Below are 16447 nucleotides of genomic sequence, written 5' to 3'. Positions count from 1 at the left end.
GCCGCCAGGCCATGCCTGGACGGACGCGAGCACGGCGTCATCATGGCAGACGCCGACGATCCGAACGGCGCAAACACAGCCGTCATTTAATGGTTGCTACGAAGCTACGACGCCGGGTCCTACAGCCGCCTGAGCGCCACGCTCTCCACTGCGTGATCTGCGCCCTTCTTCAGGATCAGCGTCGCGCGGGGGCGGGTCGGCAGGATGTTGTCCTCGAGATTGGCGAGGTTGGTACGCTCCCAGATCGCGATTGCTGTGGCGGTGGCTTCCTCGTCCGACAGCAGCGCGTAGCGATTGAAGTAGGATTTTGGATTGGTGAACGCGGTGTCGCGCAGCGCCAGGAAGCGCTTGACGTACCACTGCCGCAGCGCAGCCTCGTCGGCGTCGATATAGACCGAGAAGTCGAAGAAGTCGGAGACCACGGGCACCGCCTTGCCGTCACGCGGCAGCTTGCCGGTCTGCAGCACGTTGACGCCTTCGACGATCAGAATGTCGGGCTGGTCGATCTCGATCCATTCGTTCGGCACGATGTCGTAGGTCAAATGCGAATAGACCGGCGAACGTACATGGCGGCGGCCCGCTTTGATATCGGACAGGAAGTTGAGCAGCAGCGGCAGGTCGTAGCTCTCCGGAAAGCCCTTCTTCTGCAGGATGCCCTGCTGCTCGAGCAGGGCCTTCGGGTAAAGAAATCCGTCGGTGGTGATCAGCTCGACCTTCGGACGCGGCGACCAGCGCGCCAGCAAGGCCTGGAGCACGCGGGCCGTGGTGGACTTGCCGACCGCGACCGAGCCCGCGACGCCGATGATGTAGGGAACCTTGCGGTCGCGGATGTTGAGGAACTGGCGTTCCGCGTAATACAGGCGCTGCGTCGCATCGACATAGATCGAGAGCAGGCGCGACAGCGGCAGATAAATGTCTTCGACTTCCTGAAGATCGAGGCGATCGTGCAGTGAGCGCAGCCGGTCGAACTCGCCCGGCTCAAGCGTCATCGGCGTGTCGTCGCGCAGACGCGACCACTCTTCGCGCGTATAGATGCGGTACGGATTATACTGCTGCTCGGGAGCGCGGATATCCATGACGCGACCTTCTCCGTTGGGACCTACTGGCCCTTGCGCGAAGCCTTCTCTTCCAACCCTGACATCGAGGTTCGCTTGTCCAGCGCGGCCTCGACCTCTTCCAGTTTTACGCCGCGCGCCTTGAGCAGCACAAGGAAGTGATAGAGCAGGTCAGCACTCTCGGCGATCAGATGCGCGCGATCGTTTTCGACTGCTGCGATTACGGTTTCGACTGCTTCCTCGCCGAACTTCTTGGCGCAATGCTCGGCGCCCTTGTCGAGGAGCTTACGGGTGTAGGAGCCTTCGCCGCCGGCCGCCGCACGGGCGTCGATGGTCTCGGCCAGATCGTGGATCGTGAAACGCGACATGCAGAATACTCAAAACGCGCCCGGCTGAACGAGCCGGTCCCGCCGGCTCATGTAGCACTTTTATGAACGGGAGTCGTCAGGCATCGAGGCGCATGGGTAGCCCGCGCCGCGCCATGTGCTCCTTGGCTTCACGGATGGTGAATTCCCCGAAGTGGAAGATCGAGGCGGCCAGCACAGCGGTGGCGTGTCCGTCGCGGATACCGTCGACGAGATGGTCGAGATTGCCGACGCCGCCCGAGGCGATCACGGGAACGGAAACGCTGTCGGCGATCGCCCGGGTCAGCGGAATGTCAAAGCCCTGCCTGGTGCCATCGCGGTCCATAGAGGTGAGCAGGATTTCACCTGCGCCGAGCGAGACCACTTCCTGAGCGTATTCGATGGCGTCGATGCCGGTCGAATTGCGGCCGCCATGCGTAAAAATTTCCCAGCGGTCGGAGCCACCCGGGCGCTTCACGCGCTTGGCGTCGATCGCCACCACCACGCACTGCCCGCCGAACTTCTCGGCCGCTTCCTTGACGAACTCGCGCCGCGACACCGCGGCGCTGTTGATCGAGACCTTGTCGGCGCCGGCGCGCAGCAACGTCCTGATGTCGTCGACCTTGCGCACGCCGCCGCCGACGGTAACCGGCATGAAGCAGGCCTCCGCGGTGCGCCGGACCACGTCCAGCATGATACCGCGGTTCTCATGGGTCGCGGTGATGTCGAGGAAAGTGAGCTCGTCCGCGCCGGCCGCGTCATAGGCGATCGCGGCCTCGACGGGATCGCCGGCATCACGCAGATCGACGAAGTTGACGCCCTTGACGACCCGGCCGTCCTTGACGTCGAGGCAGGGGATCACGCGCACCTTGAACATCTGATGTCTCCTACGCGGCGCGCGCGTCGCGGATCAGGGTGAGGGCGGCCGCGGGATCGAGCCGGCCGTCATAGAGCGCACGGCCGGCGATCGCACCGGCGAGCTTTTTTGGCGCGCGGCGTCAGCATTGCCTTGACGTCCTCGATCGAGGCGAGGCCACCGGAGGCGATCACGGGGATCGAGATGGCGTCGGCCAGCGCGATCGTCGCGTCGAGGTTCAGGCCCTTGAGCAGGCCATCGCGCGCGATGTCGGTGAAGATGATGGCGGCGACGCCGGCATCCTCAAAACGCTGTGCGATCTCCAGCGCAGTCACTTGCGAGGTCTCGGCCCAGCCTTCGACGGCGACCTTGCCGTCGCGGGCATCGAGACCGACCGCGACGCGGCCGGGGAATTTCTTCGCCGCAGCCTTCACCAGCTCCGGATCGCGCACCGCGGCGGTGCCGATGATGACGCGAGTAATGCCTTTGGCGAGCCAGGCTTCGACGGTCGCGAGATCGCGAATGCCGCCGCCGAGCTGCACTGGGATCTTGATTGTCTTCAGCATCGCCTCGACGGCTTGAGCATTCACCGGCTTGCCGGCGAACGCACCGTCGAGGTCGACGACGTGGAGATACTCAAAGCCCTGCTCGGCAAAGCTCTGCGCCTGAGCCGCGGGATTGAGGTTGAACACGGTCGCACGCGCCATGTCGCCTTGCTCGAGGCGCACGCACTGGCCGTTCTTGAGGTCGATCGCGGGAAAGAGAATCACGGTTTCCATCGCAAAAAGTTCGAGATCAGGGCCAAGCCAAAACGCTGACTCTTCTCGGGGTGGAATTGGGTGCCGATGGCGGTGTCCTTGGCGACGATCGCGGTGACGGGCCCGCCATAATCGGCGCGCGCGAGCACGTCCGCCTCATTGGCAGCGTTGAGGTGGTAGGAGTGCACGAAATAGGCGTGCTGCCCCTTGGGGCCGAGCGGCAGCTTGTTCAGCACCGGGTGTTCTTGCAGCAGGTCGAGCGTGTTCCATCCCATGTGCGGGATCTTCAGGCTCTCGTCGCGCGGCGTGATCTTCTCGACATCGCCGCCGATCCAGTTCAGGCCTTCGGTGATGACATGTTCCTTGCCGCGGCTCGCCATCAGCTGCATGCCGACGCAGATGCCGAAGAAGGGCCGCGCCTTGACGCGCACCGCCTCGGTGATCGCCTCGACCATGCCGTTGACCGCATCGAGCCCGCGCCGGCAATCGGCGAAGGCGCCCACGCCCGGCAGCACCAGACGGTCAGCGCCATAGGCCTGGTCCGGATCGCTGGTGACGAAGACCTTCTGCGGATTCTCCAGGCTGCGCGCAGCGCGCTCGAACGCCTTGGCGGCAGAATGCAGATTACCGGAACCGTAATCGATGATGGCGACGCTCACCTTGACCCTCCCGGTTCTGGAAATAATCCGATAATGCCGCCCGCCGGCAGCGGCGGCGGGTTCGAAAATTGCTGACCCGGCGCATTGCGGGTTGGCGGCGGGCCGCCGCGATCAACGGCCCATTGATCGTTGACGATGCCGTGCTGCTTCTGGCTCCAGCGCTCGAAGAAGCGACGCTCGGCGGTATCCTCGTCGTCGGCAATCACGACGTCGAGCTGACGCCACTTGCCGCGCGAGAGGGTCCAGCGGCGCAGGCTCGAGGCCTCAAGGCCCATCAGCAGCGCGACGATGACATCAGCAAGGAAGATCGAGCTGCGGCCGATGCCCAGGCTGGAAAGCCCCGTGTTGAACGCGGCGACGAAGATCACCCAGCCGATCAACGCCAGCCACAGCCGATTCCACAGCAGCCAGAGCGGGCCGAAGATCATCGCCCAGAAATAGAAGCCGTCGCGCACGAAGACAAACTTGTCGGTCGCGCGCAGATCGGCTCCGGCAGGGGAGGGAGCATGAACTGTATAGACAGGCATGGTGATGCCCCGTTCTTCGAATTCAGTGATACCGCAAGCGGCGCGTGCCGCCGGCCCGCGACGTCAGCCGCCGAGCGAGCCCTTGGTGGACGGGATTTCACCCGCCGCCTTCGGATCGATCGCGACCGCCGCTCGCAGCGTCCGCGCCAGACCCTTGAAGCAGGACTCGGCGATATGATGGCTGTTATCGCCATATAGGGTCTCGACGTGGAGAGTCACGCCAGCGTTCATGGCGAAGGCCTGGAACCACTCGCGCACCAGCTCGGTGTCGAACTCGCCGATCTTGTCGCGGGGGAAGTCGACCTTGAACACCAGGAACGGGCGTCCCGAGATGTCGATGACGACGCGCGACAGCGTCTCGTCCATGGGCATGTGGATGCCGGCATAGCGGGTGATGCCCGCCATGTTGCCGAGCGCCTGCTTGACGGCCTGGCCGAGCGCAATACCGGTGTCTTCGGTCGTATGGTGATAATCAATGTGCAAATCGCCGACCGCCTTGACCGTGAGGTCGATGCGGGAATGGCGGGCGAGGAGATCGAGCATATGGTCGAAAAAGCCGATGCCGGTCGCGATATTGGACACGCCGGATCCATCGAGGTTCACGGTCACCTCGATGTCGGTCTCCTTGGTCTTGCGCTTGATCGTCGCGGTGCGCATGGAAAAGCGGTTTCCACTTTGGTTTTTGAGCATGATCTTCTCGGAAAACCGGTACCCACTTTTCCGGATCATGCTCCTTTGAGCCGAAAACGGCGGTCTTTTAACAGCCAAATGACGCCTTCGCTACTGCGGTAACGCCTTAGCAGGGCAGCACTTGAGCTTATCTTGCGCCTATGGTGAGCGAAATTTGAGGCCGGAACGGCCCGTTGTGCCCCTGCCCCTGACAGCCTAAATCAGGCGCGACAACGAGGTATTTCATGCAGAATTCCCAGAACAGCTCGTCGGTCTGGCACGGCACTACGATTTTGACGGTCCGCAAGGGTGGCAAGGTGGTGGTCGGCGGCGACGGCCAGGTCTCGATCGGCCAGACCGTCATCAAGTCCAACGCCAAGAAAGTCCGGAAACTCGGCAAGGGTGACGTGATCGGCGGCTTTGCCGGCGCCACCGCCGACGCCTTCACGCTCTTTGAGCGGTTGGAATCCAAACTCGAGCAATATCCGGGGCAATTGACCCGGGCCGCGGTCGAGCTCGCCAAGGACTGGCGCACCGACCGTTACCTGCGGCGGCTGGAGGCCATGATGATCGTAGCCGACAAGGACGTCTCCCTGGTCCTGACCGGCACCGGCGACGTGCTCGAGCCCGAGGGCGGCGTGATGGCGATTGGCTCCGGCGGCAATTATGCCCTGGCCGCGGCGCGGGCCCTGGTCGACACCGACAAGGACGCCGAGACCATCGTCCGCCGCTCTCTCGACATCGCCGCCGACATCTGCGTCTACACCAACCGCAATGTGACCATCGAAAGCCTGGCGACCGGCTAGGCGATGGTGCCCGCCTACGCCTTCCGCCCGATGTCCGCGGCCGATTTGCCGCTGATCGGGCGATGGCTGGGCGAGGCGCATGTGCGGGAGTGGTGGGGCGATCCGGACGAGCAGCTTGCGCTCGTCAGCGGCGACCTCATTGAGCCGGCAACGGACCAGTTCATCGTGTTGGCTGGCAACCGACCGTTCGGCTATCTTCAGTGCTATCGCCTGACCGCCTGGATTACGGGCTTTGGGCCGCAACCGGAGGGCACGCGTGGGATCGACCAGTTCATCGGCGAAAGCGACATGATCGCGCGCGGCCACGGCTCGGCGTTCATCCGTCGGTTCGTCGATGAGGGCTTTCGGCAAGGCCTGCCGCGCATCGTCACCGATCCGGACCCGCGCAATCTGCGTGCGCTGCGCGCCTACGAGAAAGCCGGTTTCGTCCGCGACCGCTTGGTCGACACACCGGACGGCCCGGCACTGCTGATGGTGCGGGAACCGTGACACTGACGCATACGAGCGAGAGCAAGGCCGCGGTGCCGCCGCTGGCCTGGGTCGGCATCGCGCTGCTCCTGCTGGCGCTGCAGGCCTCGATCCTGTTCGCGATGGGGCGGGTGCCGATCTGCACCTGCGGTTACGTCAAGCTGTGGCATGGTGTGGTGAACAGCTCGGAAAATTCCCAGCACATTGCCGACTGGTACAGTTTTTCGCACGTCCTCCACGGCTTCCTGTTCTATGGCTTGACCTGGCTCTTGTTCGCGCGGCTGCCTTGGCTGCCGCTGTCCTGGCCGGCACGGCTGATGATCGCGATGCTGATCGAGGGCGCCTGGGAGATCGTCGAGAATTCACCATTCATCATCGAGCGCTACCGCGCCGGCACGATCTCGCTGGACTACTACGGCGACAGCATCGTCAATTCGGTTTCGGACACGCTGTTCATGGTGCTGGGGTTCCTCACTGCGCGCGTGCTGCCGGTCGCGGTCACCGTCCTGATTGGGCTCGCCTTCGAAATCATCATGGCGCTCCATATTCGCGACAATCTGACGCTGAATATTCTGATGCTGATCCATCCGATCGACGCCGTGAAGCAATGGCAATCGGGTCCGCCCATCATCTGACGTCGAAAAATGCAGCTTGTCCCGGGCCGCATCTAACCCTAGCTAAGATCCCATGACAGACTTCTCCCCCCCGCGAAATCGTTTCCGAACTCGACCGTTTCATCGTCGGCCAGACCGATGCCAAGCGCGCCGTCTCGATCGCGCTGCGCAATCGCTGGCGACGGCAGCAGCTCACTGGTTCCTTGCGCGAGGAGGTCCTGCCGAAAAACATCCTGATGATCGGCCCGACCGGCGTCGGCAAGACCGAGATCGCGCGCCGGCTCGCCAAGCTCGCAAATGCGCCATTCCTGAAGGTGGAAGCCACGAAATTCACCGAGGTCGGCTATGTCGGCCGCGACGTCGAGCAGATCGTGCGCGATCTCGTCGAGGTCGCGATCATCCAGGTGCGCGAGCGCAAGCGCAAGGACGTGCAGGCGCGCGCCCAGCTCGCGGCGGAAGAGCGCGTGCTCGACGCGCTGGTCGGCGCCAATGCCAGCTCCGGGACGCGGGAATCCTTCCGCAAGAAGCTGCGCGCCGGCGAACTCAACGACAAGGAAATCGAGATCGAGACGCAGTCGTCCGGCGGCGGCCTGCCGATGTTCGAAATCCCGGGCATGCCGGGCGCGCAGATGGGCGCGATCTCGATCGGCGACATCTTCGGCAAGCTGGGCGGCCGCAGCAAGACGCGGCGGCTGACGGTCGAGGGTTCGCACGAGATCCTCGTCAACGAGGAATCCGACAAGCTGCTGGACGCTGACCAGTTGACGCTGGAGGCGATCAGCGCGGTCGAGAACAACGGCATCGTGTTCCTGGATGAGATCGACAAGATCTGCGCGCGCGAGGGCCGCGTCGGCGGCGACGTCTCGCGCGAGGGCGTGCAGCGCGATCTCTTGCCGCTGATCGAGGGCACCACCGTTTCGACCAAGCACGGCGCGGTGAAGACCGACCACATCCTGTTCATTGCATCGGGCGCCTTCCACGTCGCAAAGCCGTCCGACCTGTTGCCGGAATTGCAGGGCCGCCTGCCGATCCGCGTCGAGTTGCAGGCGCTGACCCGCGACGACATGCGGCGCATTTTGACGGAGCCCGAGGCCTCGCTGATCAAGCAATATGTCGCCTTGATGCAGACCGAGGGCGTGACGCTCGACATCACCGACAGCGCCATCGACGCGCTGGCCGACGTCGCCGTGGCCGTCAACTCCACCGTCGAGAACATTGGCGCGCGGCGGCTGCAGACGGTGATGGAGCGGGTGCTGGACGAGATCTCCTTCACCGCGCCCGACCGCAGCGGCGAGACCCTCCGGGTCGACGCCGACTTCGTGCAGAAGCACGTCGGCGACCTCGCCAAGAACGCGGATCTCAGCCGGTTCATTTTGTAATTTCGGCCCAGTCCGCTATGTATCCCGCTGTCGTCCCCGCCTGGTGCGCAATTGCGCACGAGGGCGGGGACCCATAACCAGCAGCGGTCCTTGTTGAAACAGATGTCGATCCCGATCCCGGCTCAAACGACCTCCGGTAGTTATGGGTCCCGGATCGGCGCTCGCTCTGCTGGCTTGTCCGGGACGACGGCGGAGTCAGCTACCAGAGCGCGGGTGCTGCGTGCGGGCTAGCATTTGGCAAAACCCCTGGCGGCTCCTGCTCGCGATCAACGCCGCGGTCATCATCGGCGTCTTCATTCATAAGATCCGGCTGCCGCCTTACGTCCCCTACATCCACCTCCTCGTCGACTACCATTTAGGCTTCATCAAGCGCGCGCTGATCGGGGCGATCGTCGGGCTGTTCACGGCGAAGGTGCCGGTGTGGCTGGTGTTCGCGATCTCCGGCGCGGTGTGGCTGGTGACGCTGGCGCTCTTCATAAGACTGTTTCAGAAAACGTTCGGCTTCGCCGAGAAGACGTTGCCGCTGTTCGTATTCATCGCGGGCTCGCCGTTCTTCCTGAAGAACTTCATGCACACGCTCGGTCATTTCGACATCTATGGCTGTGCGCTGGCGATCATCCTACTGCTGATGCCGGCGGGCTCGCTTCTGTTTGTCGCAACGGCTGCGCTGTTCTCGATCATCCTCGTGCTGATCCATCACATCCATCTGTTGATGTATGTGCCGACGATCATCACCATCGTCGTGATCAGGCACTATCTCGCCTACGGCTGCAACCGTGCGAACATTGCCTTCGGCGTCACCGCCTTCTGTATCGTCTCCACGCTGTTCTTCGCCGCGCAATTTCTGGGAACGATGCCGATTCCGGAAGCGGATTTCGTGGAATATCTGAAGAGCAGGATGGCCGATCCGTCTCGCACCGACCTGCTGCAATTTGCCTACATCTGGTACCAGCCGCTGGCGAAGGAGATTTCGGACACCTGGGGCCGCCTGCCCCACAATAGCCTCGGCGTGCCCGTGTTCGCGCTGCTGATCTGGCTGCACACACCGTTGTGGCGTTATTTTGCGAGCCTGATCAGAGCGCTCGCCAATGACCTGCACCGCCGCCTCGTCATCGCGGCGCTGATCGGCATCAGCCTCGCCTATCTCGTGATGTTCGCGATGGTGTTCGACTATTCGCGCTGGATGTCGAACTGGGCGGTCTGCATGTTCCTGATGCTGCATGCGGTGAAGATGCTGCCGGCCAAACACGAAACGCCGCCGATTCCGGCGGAGGATCGGAAGACAAACATCTTCGGGCTGATTCTCACGCTGATCCCGCGCGTCGGAATCGTGCGGCCTTTCTAGTTGAGCATGATCTCCGCGCAAACGCGTTCCGCGTTTGCCGCGAGGGAAAACCGGTGACCACTTTTCCGGATCATGCTCTCTAAAATCTAGCCCGGCGGATTCGCACATAAAGCGCGCCCTCGCCGCCATGGCCGATATGCGCCTCTTCAAATCCGACGACGAAGGCGCGGAATTCCGGCAGGCTCAACCATTCCGGCACCTGACGGCGTAGCACGCCGCTTTCGCCGCCGCTCCGGCCCTTGCCGGTGATGACCAGCACGAAGGTCAGGCCGTCGTGATGGGCGCGGTGCAGGAAGCCGGTTAGGGCGCGATGGGCGCGCATCTGGGTCATGCCGTGCAGATCGAGCCGCGCCTGGATCTCGCTGCGGCCGCGCGACAGTTTTGCCCGCTCGCGCTTGCCGAGCGGCGCCAGCGGCGGCATGGCCGGTTTTACCGCGCGCGGCGCCGGCGCAGCGGCAACGGGCCTTGGCGATGAAGCAGGTCTCACGGCGGGCGCGACGGGTGAGGGCTCGGCGCGCGGGGCGGCTTGCGCCTTTGCCGCACGATGCTTCCTGAGCGGCTTGACCTGTTTGGCGACGAGGTCCCACAGCTCGCGCTCTTCCTCGCTCAGCGTGCGGCGACGCGTCGAGGGACGAGGCTTAAGCACGGGCGGACGTGACGATCGCTTCATTGCGGGTTGGAACGACGATTCACGCGCTTGCGCTGCTCGCGGTCGGGCTTGATGTTGGGACGAGGCTCCGGCAGCGGCACCGGGCTTGCCACCGCAACGGTGGCGTCCCTGGCTTGTGGCACGGTGGAAGAGGCTGCGCCAGCCTTGCTAGATTCAGCCGGCTTCACCGCGGCCGCCGCGCTCTTGGGATCCTTGGCAGAATCCTTGGCGGGATCGGTTTGCGGAAACAGCTTTGCGATCTTTTCCGACGGCCGGGGGTCAGGCACCGGCAGCCGCGCGCCGCGCATGGTGGGGTCGAGGCTCTTCGGCACCAGCATCACGAAATGCATCGCGTGGCGCAGCCGGCCCGAAACGCGGCCGGCCTCATGGCCGGCGCCGAAATAGAGATCGGCACGGGCCGGACCGATGATGGCCGAGCCGGTATCCTGCGCGATCATCAGCCGATGGAACGGCGTCTTCGAGCGCTCCGAATCGATCGGCAGCTCGCCCTCGATGAAGAACGGCGTGCCGTAGACATGCAGCGACTTGTCGACTGCGATCGAGCGGCCGGCCGTCAGCGGAATGCCTTGCGCGCCGATCGCCTCGTCCTTGTCGGACAGGTTGACCTCGCGGAAGAAGATGTAGGCTCGGTTCTGGCGGCGCAGCTCCCTGGCGCCATCGGGATTCTGCGTCATCCACTCCCTGATCTTCTGCATCGACATCTCTTCCTTCGGAACGATGCCGCGCTCGATCAGGATGCGACCGACGGCCGTGTAGGGATAGCCGTTATAGGCGTCGTAGTTCAGCCGGACCGTGGTGCCGTCGTCGAACTTGATTCGGGCCGAGCCCTGGATCTGGGCGAACAGCAGATCGGTCGGGTCCTTCAGCCAAGCGATTTCCAGCCCGCGGCCGGCGATCTTGCCGTCCTCTATCTCGCCGCGATCGTAATAGGGCACGAGCTTGCGGCGGCCGATCTTGCGATAGACCGGGCCCTTGTTGGGCAGGCTGACCGAGTCTTGCTTGTAGCCGCGCACGAACAGGTTCGAGGGACGACGATAGACCGGCACGTTGTAGACATCGGTCTGGGTGCGCGATCCCTCTAGCACCGGCTCATAATAGCCGGTGACGAACCCGTCGGGCTCGCCGAGACGGGAGATGCGCAGCGGCGCGAAATTCTGCTCGAAGAAGATTTTGGCCTTGGCGTCGTCGTTAAGGTCAAGCGACTTGGCGGCTCGGCAGGGCTCGCTCAGCGAAGCACCGAGCGCCTTCGGTTCAGAAGCGCCGGTCTGCCCGTTGATCGACCGGCAGCTCGCGCGGAACGTCTTGTAGGCAGCAAGATGATCGTCATTGTTCCAGCCCTTCACGTCTGCCCAGGCCAGCGGCAGATATTGCGCGCCGGGAATTTCGAACGGCAGCGGAAGTTGCGGATAGGGCAAGGCCCGCGGCGGGGCGGCAGGCAATTCCGGGAGATGATGATGGCTGCGGTAGTGGCGCCGCGCCGCCTCGGCGCCGAGCGAAAACGAGGAGAGCGCGACGACACCTGCGCAAAGCGCCGTCGCGCTGTTCTTCAGGAAAACCTTAATTAGCGCTTCCGGTGCCAACCAGCTTCCAGTTCGGATCGCGAGAGGTGGTGTCGCGGGCGAAAGTCCAGATGTCGGTGATGTCGGCGACCGTGTCGGCGCTGCCGTCGACGATGCTGCCGGCCTTGTCTCGGGTGGCCGAGATCATCTGCGAGACGAAGCGCACGGTGAGCTGGGCGGTGCGATCGCGCAGCTCCGCGCCGACGAGCTCCGCCTTGTCGATCGAGACGAAGCGCGTCTCGGTCTTCTGCTCGTTCTTTTCGCGGTCCTTGATCGCAGCGTCGAAGCTTTCATAGACCTCCGACGACAAGAGGTCGCGCAGCGCACGGCGGTCGCCATTGGCAAAGGCCAGCACGATCATCTCGTAGGCGCCACGGGCGCCCGAGATGAAGTGGCGCGGGTCGAAGGTGGAATCCTTGTCGACGATAGCGTCGAGACCCTGAGCGAGCGCGGTGCCCGGCGCGGCCAGCTCCTTCCAGCGGTCGGAGGGCGGGGTCGGTTCCGCTGTCGGCGCCAGCGGGGCCTGGTCGATCACCTTGCCCGGCATGGTCACGACGTTCTTGTCCTGGGCACCCCCCAGCGCGTTGCGGGCGGCGGTGCGGTCGAAAGGCGGCCGCTCATTGCCCGTCCGCTGTCCCAGCACGCTGCGCAGCCGCAGGAAAATAAAGACCGCCAACGCCAGGAAGATGATGGTGTAGATGTCCACGTCGTATTCGCTTTCTGGTCTTCTCTAGAAAGGGGCCGTCTAAAAGGGGTCGCCGCCGGGAAAATCAATCCGGCCAGTAGACCGTTCCATACGGAAACGGCAAGTCTACATCACCATTTTAGGTCCGCGTCAGGTCCGTGGCATGTAGGCACGAAATCTTGCCCGGCCAATGGCGCCTTTTGGCACAGCGCCGAGTGTAGCGCGTTTTATGCTTAAGGGGAAACCCGATCCTGCCCGGAAATCGCGCATCTTCAATCGTTTAACGTGCGATTTCGCTGAAGGAGCGGGGTGAACGTCACAGTTGTGGGCGCAGCCCGGATTTTCCATCCGGGTCCGTTCGTCCTTGTGGAATGAGGCGGCCTTATGTTAGCCAACCGCCGCGAAATTCAGCCCAATCGGGTAAGGAGAGACTCTCATGACCAACGGCAACGGCACCCCTCCCGAGGCGGCACAGGCTCCCCAGCTCAACGTGCTGGCGCAATATACCAAGGATCTTTCCTTCGAAAATCCGAACGCGCCGGCCTCGCTCCAACAGCAGGGCCAGCAGCCCCAGATCAACATCCAGATCAACGTCAGCGCCAACAATCTCAGCGAACAGGAGTTCGAGGTGACGCTGTCGGTCGAGGGCAAGGCCGAGACCGCGGGCAAGGTGATGTTCTCGTTCGAGCTCGCCTATGCCGGCGTGTTCCGGATCGTCAACGTGCCGAAGGAAAACCTGCACCCTCTGGTCATGATCGAATGCCCGCGCCTGCTGTTCCCGTTCGCCCGCGAGATCATCGCGACCGCGGTGCGCGACGGCGGGTTCCCGCCCCTGATGCTGGATCCGGTCGACTTCGTCGGTCTCTATCGTCAGAACATGGAGCGGCAAATGGCCGCCGGTGGTCAGCCGGCCGGCCAGGCCTAACCGGCGGGAGGGGCGGCTAGAGCGGGCAGGAACTCGTTCCAGATCGCCTTGTCGCCGAGCGTTGCGATGAAGGCCCGGTGGGCTTCGCGCTCGGCGTCTGAAATCCGCGGCGCAAGCGGCACCGTCCGCTGCCGCCGCGGCGCATCGCCAGCCGCATTGACACGGATCTCGTCGCCCTCCGAAGCCAGGAGCAGCTGCGACTGCCGCGCTCCGACCAGGTCGACATAGACTTCAGCCAGGAGCTCGGCGTCGAGCAACGCGCCGTGCTTGGTGCGGTGTGAATTGTCGATCGAATAGCGCGAACAGAGATCGTCGAGTCGGTTCGACACACCCGGATGCTTGCGCCGTGCCAGCAGCAGCGTATCAACCAACCGCTCCCGCGGGATCGCCGCGCGCTTGATCTTGTCGAGCTCGGCATTGATGAAGCTGATGTCGAACGAAGCGTTGTGGATCACCAGCGGCGCATCGCCGATGAACTCCAGAAACGCGTCGACGACCTCGTGGAATAACGGCTTGGTCGACAGGAATTCGGCTGACAGCCCGTGCACCGCAAAGGCTTCCGCCGGCATGTCCCGTTCGGGATTGATATAGACGTGATACGTCTGACCCGTCGGCATGCGGTTGAAAATCTCGACGCAGCCGATTTCAACCAGCCGATCGCCGCGGAGCGGATCGAGGCCGGTGGTTTCGGTATCGAGAACGATTTCACGCATGATTTTGGGACGCCGTTTAAAGGCGGCGAATCAGGCTCGCCGCTGCGGCATCTTAACGACCTCGGCCAGAATGTGCGTGATTTGGGCGCGCACCGGTTCAAGTCCGTGTGACGTATCCACTACGAAATCGGCCCGCTTGCGCTTTTCGGCGTCCGGCGTCTGCTTGGCGATGATGGCATCGAGTTTGGCCTCGTCCATCGTGCCCCGCGCCAGCACACGCTCGCGCTGTAGTTCCGGCGAGGTCGACACCACGACGACCGCATCGACGCGCTTCTCGCCGCCGGTCTCGAACAGCAGCGGGATGTCGAGAACCACGACCGGCGCTTTGGCCGCTTCCGCGTCGGCAAAGAATTTTTGCCGGGAGGCGCCGAGCATCGGATGGACGATCTGCTCGAGCTGCTTGATCGCGCCAGGATCGTGCACGACGCGCGCGGACAGTTTTGGCCGATCGACCTTGCCGTTCACGGTGGTGCCGGGGAAGGCGGCCTCAATCGCCGGGGCGGCCTCGCCCTCATAGAGCTGGTGGACGGCAGCGTCGGCGTCGTAGACGGGAACGCCGGCTTCCGCGAACAATTTCGCGGTGGTGGATTTGCCCATTCCGATCGAGCCGGTCAGTCCAAGGATCCGCATCAGCCCACAACCATGTCTGTCATTCACACCGCAACTAGCCGTTCGCGCCGCAGGAACGCAAGCAGGGGCAGCAACGGCAGGCCGAGAATGGTGAAATGGTCACCCTCGATGCGCTCGAACAGATGGACGCCAAGGCCCTCGAGCTGATAGGCGCCGACGCTTCTCGTCACGGCGTCGCCGGCGGCGTCGAGATACGCCGAGAGCTCCGCCTCGGTCATCGGCCGCATGGTCATGCGGGCCACCGAAACATTCTCGAAGACAATCTTGCCGTCATGCGCCACGGCAACGGCCGAGTTCAGCTCGTGGCTATTGCCGGCCAGATCGCGCAACTGCGCCATCGCCTGCACACGGCCGGCAGGCTTGTTGAAGAAACGCTCGCCAAGGGCCAGCGTCTGATCGGCGCCGATCACGTAGCTACCCTGGCGATTGGCCGATACCGCCCTTGCCTTCTCACGCGCCAGCAACAGGGCGATCTCGCGCGGGTTTGAAAGTTTCGAAGTGGTCTGAATCCCGCGCTCATCGATGTCGGCCGTAACCGCCTCGAATTCAAGACCGGCATTCGCCAGCAGCATTTTGCGCGCGCTGCTTTGCGACGCCAGGATCAACGGAGAATTGCCGAGCCACAGACCCATCGCGAAGACTATTCCGACGGCCGGTTACGCTGCCGGTCGCTGTAGAGTTTCATGATCGCCGCCGCGGTTTCCTCGATCGAGCGCCGCGTCACGTCCAGCAGCGGCCAGTCGTGCTTGGCGCTCAGCTTGCGCGCGAACGCGACCTCCTCGGTGACCGACTGTTTGTCGGTATAGGTGTCGCTGCCAGATTCGGCGCCCATGGAGAGCAGGCGATTCTGACGGATCTGGATCAGGCGTTCCGGCGTCGCATGCAGGCTCACCACGAGCGGCCGGGTCAGCGTTTCCAGTTGCGAAGGCACCGGAATGCCTGGAACCAGCGGAACGTTGGCGGTGCGGATGCCGCGATTGGCCAGATAGATCGAAGTTGGCGTCTTGGAGGTGCGTGATACGCCAACCAGCACGACGTCGGCATCATCGAGACCTTCGACGTGCTGGCCATCGTCATGAATCATCGTGTAGTTCAGCGCGTCGATGCGCTTGAAATATTCCGCATTGAGGACGTGCTGGGCGCCGACACGACCCGTGGTCGCAGCGCCAAGATAGGCCTCGAACAGTTGCATCACCGGACCGATGATCGACAGGCTCGGAACGTTGATCTCCTTGCACTTGTCCTCGAGCCTGGAGACCAGATCCTTCTCCAGCAACGTGAACAGCACAATCCCCGGCGCTTCCTCGATTTCGTCGAGCACGCGATCGAGCTGCTTCTGGCTGCGCACCAGCGGATAGACATGCTCGACCGGCGTCACGTTGGCGTATTGGGCAGCGACCGCGCGCGCCACGGTAATCAGCGTCTCGCCGGTAGAGTCGGAGACAAGGTGAAGATGGAAATAATTGTTCGAGGTCGGCACAAAAACTCTTTGAATTTCGACGGGGCAGTTTGTGGATTTCTGTGGAGCTTAACCCCTCGGAAAGGGATGTGCGACACCAGGGGCGGGACAACGGCCAATTTTCTTCACACCGCTGCCCGTCAGAATAAGTCCGGCGCTCGGTCGAGACGGAAACGGGATTGCGCGGACAACCCCCTTGATAAGCTGCCGACAGAAACGCGCAAGCCTTTGAAGCTGGCCGACTTATCCTGAGCGACCACAGCCATCCGGGATATGTTGATGGATGTGAACAAGCACGCGTGAACCTGCGGACGGAATTGCGTGAG

General features: G+C 63.4%; 18 protein-coding genes and 2 pseudogenes. 6 read left to right on the top strand and 14 right to left on the bottom strand.

Annotated features, from left to right (window positions below):
* Window positions 1-119 precede the first annotated feature (119 nt).
* The 7 genes and pseudogenes from coaA to hisB form a co-directional block, all read right to left on the bottom strand.
* Entirely contained in the window at window positions 120-1076 is a 957-nt protein-coding gene (gene coaA, locus AC629_RS30695) for a type I pantothenate kinase (protein WP_084808580.1), read from the bottom strand.
* A 23-nt stretch (window positions 1077-1099) separates the two neighbouring features.
* Window positions 1100-1423: a phosphoribosyl-ATP diphosphatase gene (locus tag AC629_RS30690; RefSeq protein WP_084808579.1), complete on the bottom strand. Its 324-nt coding sequence runs from the start codon at window positions 1421-1423 to the stop codon at window positions 1100-1102.
* 76 nt (window positions 1424-1499) lie between these two features.
* Window positions 1500-2276: an imidazole glycerol phosphate synthase subunit HisF gene (hisF, locus tag AC629_RS30685; protein ID WP_084808578.1), complete on the bottom strand. Its 777-nt coding sequence runs from the start codon at window positions 2274-2276 to the stop codon at window positions 1500-1502.
* A 10-nt stretch (window positions 2277-2286) separates the two neighbouring features.
* Window positions 2287-3025: pseudogene (gene hisA, locus AC629_RS30680) on the bottom strand (1-(5-phosphoribosyl)-5-[(5-phosphoribosylamino)methylideneamino]imidazole-4-carboxamide isomerase).
* Window positions 3022-3672, bottom strand: a complete 651-nt coding sequence (gene hisH, locus AC629_RS30675; protein WP_084808577.1) for an imidazole glycerol phosphate synthase subunit HisH — start codon at window positions 3670-3672, stop codon at window positions 3022-3024. The pseudogene hisA and the gene hisH overlap by 4 nt, the downstream one beginning before the upstream one ends.
* A complete protein-coding gene (locus AC629_RS30670; RefSeq protein ID WP_084808576.1) occupies window positions 3669-4199 on the bottom strand; it encodes a DUF2628 domain-containing protein in 531 nt (176 codons plus the stop codon). The genes hisH and AC629_RS30670 overlap by 4 nt, the downstream gene beginning before the upstream one ends.
* A 63-nt stretch (window positions 4200-4262) precedes the next feature.
* Window positions 4263-4856, bottom strand: a complete 594-nt coding sequence (hisB, locus tag AC629_RS30665; RefSeq protein ID WP_074117969.1) for an imidazoleglycerol-phosphate dehydratase HisB — start codon at window positions 4854-4856, stop codon at window positions 4263-4265.
* A gap of 257 nt (window positions 4857-5113) precedes the next feature.
* On the opposite strand from hisB, the gene hslV reads away from it, so the two are divergent.
* The 5 genes and pseudogenes from hslV to AC629_RS30640 all read left to right on the top strand — a co-directional run bounded on the left by hslV (window position 5114) and on the right by AC629_RS30640 (window position 9480).
* Window positions 5114-5674, top strand: coding sequence for an ATP-dependent protease subunit HslV (gene hslV, locus AC629_RS30660; protein WP_084808575.1), 561 nt, complete (start codon window positions 5114-5116; stop codon window positions 5672-5674).
* Window positions 5675-5677: 3 nt separating this feature from the next.
* Window positions 5678-6163 carry a GNAT family N-acetyltransferase gene (locus tag AC629_RS30655; protein ID WP_084808574.1) on the top strand — a complete coding sequence of 162 codons (486 nt, stop codon included), beginning with the start codon at window positions 5678-5680 and terminating at the stop codon, window positions 6161-6163.
* Complete coding sequence (locus tag AC629_RS30650; RefSeq protein WP_084808573.1) at window positions 6160-6777, top strand: DUF2585 domain-containing protein; 618 nt, start codon at window positions 6160-6162, stop codon at window positions 6775-6777. The genes AC629_RS30655 and AC629_RS30650 overlap by 4 nt, the downstream gene beginning before the upstream one ends.
* A 52-nt stretch (window positions 6778-6829) precedes the next feature.
* Window positions 6830-8135 (top strand): annotated as a pseudogene (gene hslU / locus AC629_RS30645) (ATP-dependent protease ATPase subunit HslU).
* Between the two features lie 220 nt (window positions 8136-8355).
* Window positions 8356-9480 carry a hypothetical protein gene (locus AC629_RS30640; protein WP_084808571.1) on the top strand — a complete coding sequence of 375 codons (1125 nt, stop codon included), beginning with the start codon at window positions 8356-8358 and terminating at the stop codon, window positions 9478-9480.
* Window positions 9481-9559: 79 nt separating this feature from the next.
* Here AC629_RS30640 and AC629_RS30635 read toward each other — a convergent pair whose 3' ends face one another.
* The 3 genes from AC629_RS30635 to AC629_RS30625 are packed head-to-tail and all read right to left on the bottom strand — an operon-like array spanning window position 9560 to window position 12415.
* A complete protein-coding gene (locus tag AC629_RS30635) occupies window positions 9560-10150 on the bottom strand; it encodes a Smr/MutS family protein (RefSeq protein ID WP_084808570.1) in 591 nt (196 codons plus the stop codon).
* Window positions 10147-11730 carry a murein transglycosylase A gene (gene mltA, locus AC629_RS30630; RefSeq protein WP_084808569.1) on the bottom strand — a complete coding sequence of 528 codons (1584 nt, stop codon included), beginning with the start codon at window positions 11728-11730 and terminating at the stop codon, window positions 10147-10149. Before mltA ends, AC629_RS30635 begins: the two co-directional genes overlap by 4 nt.
* A complete protein-coding gene (locus AC629_RS30625; RefSeq protein WP_084808568.1) occupies window positions 11708-12415 on the bottom strand; it encodes a Tim44/TimA family putative adaptor protein in 708 nt (235 codons plus the stop codon). The genes mltA and AC629_RS30625 overlap by 23 nt, the downstream gene beginning before the upstream one ends.
* A gap of 415 nt (window positions 12416-12830) precedes the next feature.
* On the opposite strand from AC629_RS30625, the gene secB reads away from it, so the two are divergent.
* Window positions 12831-13319: a protein-export chaperone SecB gene (gene secB, locus AC629_RS30620; protein ID WP_084808567.1), complete on the top strand. Its 489-nt coding sequence runs from the start codon at window positions 12831-12833 to the stop codon at window positions 13317-13319.
* Here the strand turns inward: secB and dnaQ are convergent.
* From dnaQ to AC629_RS30600, 4 genes are read right to left on the bottom strand one after another with little or no spacing between them, the layout of a single operon-like run.
* Entirely contained in the window at window positions 13316-14032 is a 717-nt protein-coding gene (dnaQ, locus tag AC629_RS30615; protein WP_084808566.1) for a DNA polymerase III subunit epsilon, read from the bottom strand. The genes secB and dnaQ overlap by 4 nt on opposite strands.
* 30 nt (window positions 14033-14062) lie before the next feature.
* Window positions 14063-14662 (bottom strand): dephospho-CoA kinase, encoded by a 600-nt coding sequence (coaE, locus tag AC629_RS30610; RefSeq protein ID WP_084808565.1) that lies wholly within the window; start codon window positions 14660-14662, stop codon window positions 14063-14065.
* Window positions 14663-14685: 23 nt separating this feature from the next.
* On the bottom strand, window positions 14686-15294 hold the full coding sequence (locus tag AC629_RS30605; protein WP_084808564.1) for a Maf family nucleotide pyrophosphatase: 609 nt from the start codon (window positions 15292-15294) through the stop codon (window positions 14686-14688).
* An 8-nt stretch (window positions 15295-15302) separates the two neighbouring features.
* Entirely contained in the window at window positions 15303-16142 is an 840-nt protein-coding gene (locus AC629_RS30600) for a pyruvate, water dikinase regulatory protein (protein ID WP_084808563.1), read from the bottom strand.
* Window positions 16143-16447 lie beyond the last annotated feature (305 nt).

Source organism: Bradyrhizobium sp. NAS80.1 (genome assembly GCF_001908205.1).
In the GTDB taxonomy this organism is placed as follows: Bacteria; Pseudomonadota; Alphaproteobacteria; order Rhizobiales; family Xanthobacteraceae; genus Bradyrhizobium.
The sequence above is the reverse complement of the archived record's forward strand: the minus strand, read 5'-3'. Positions and strand labels throughout refer to the sequence as shown.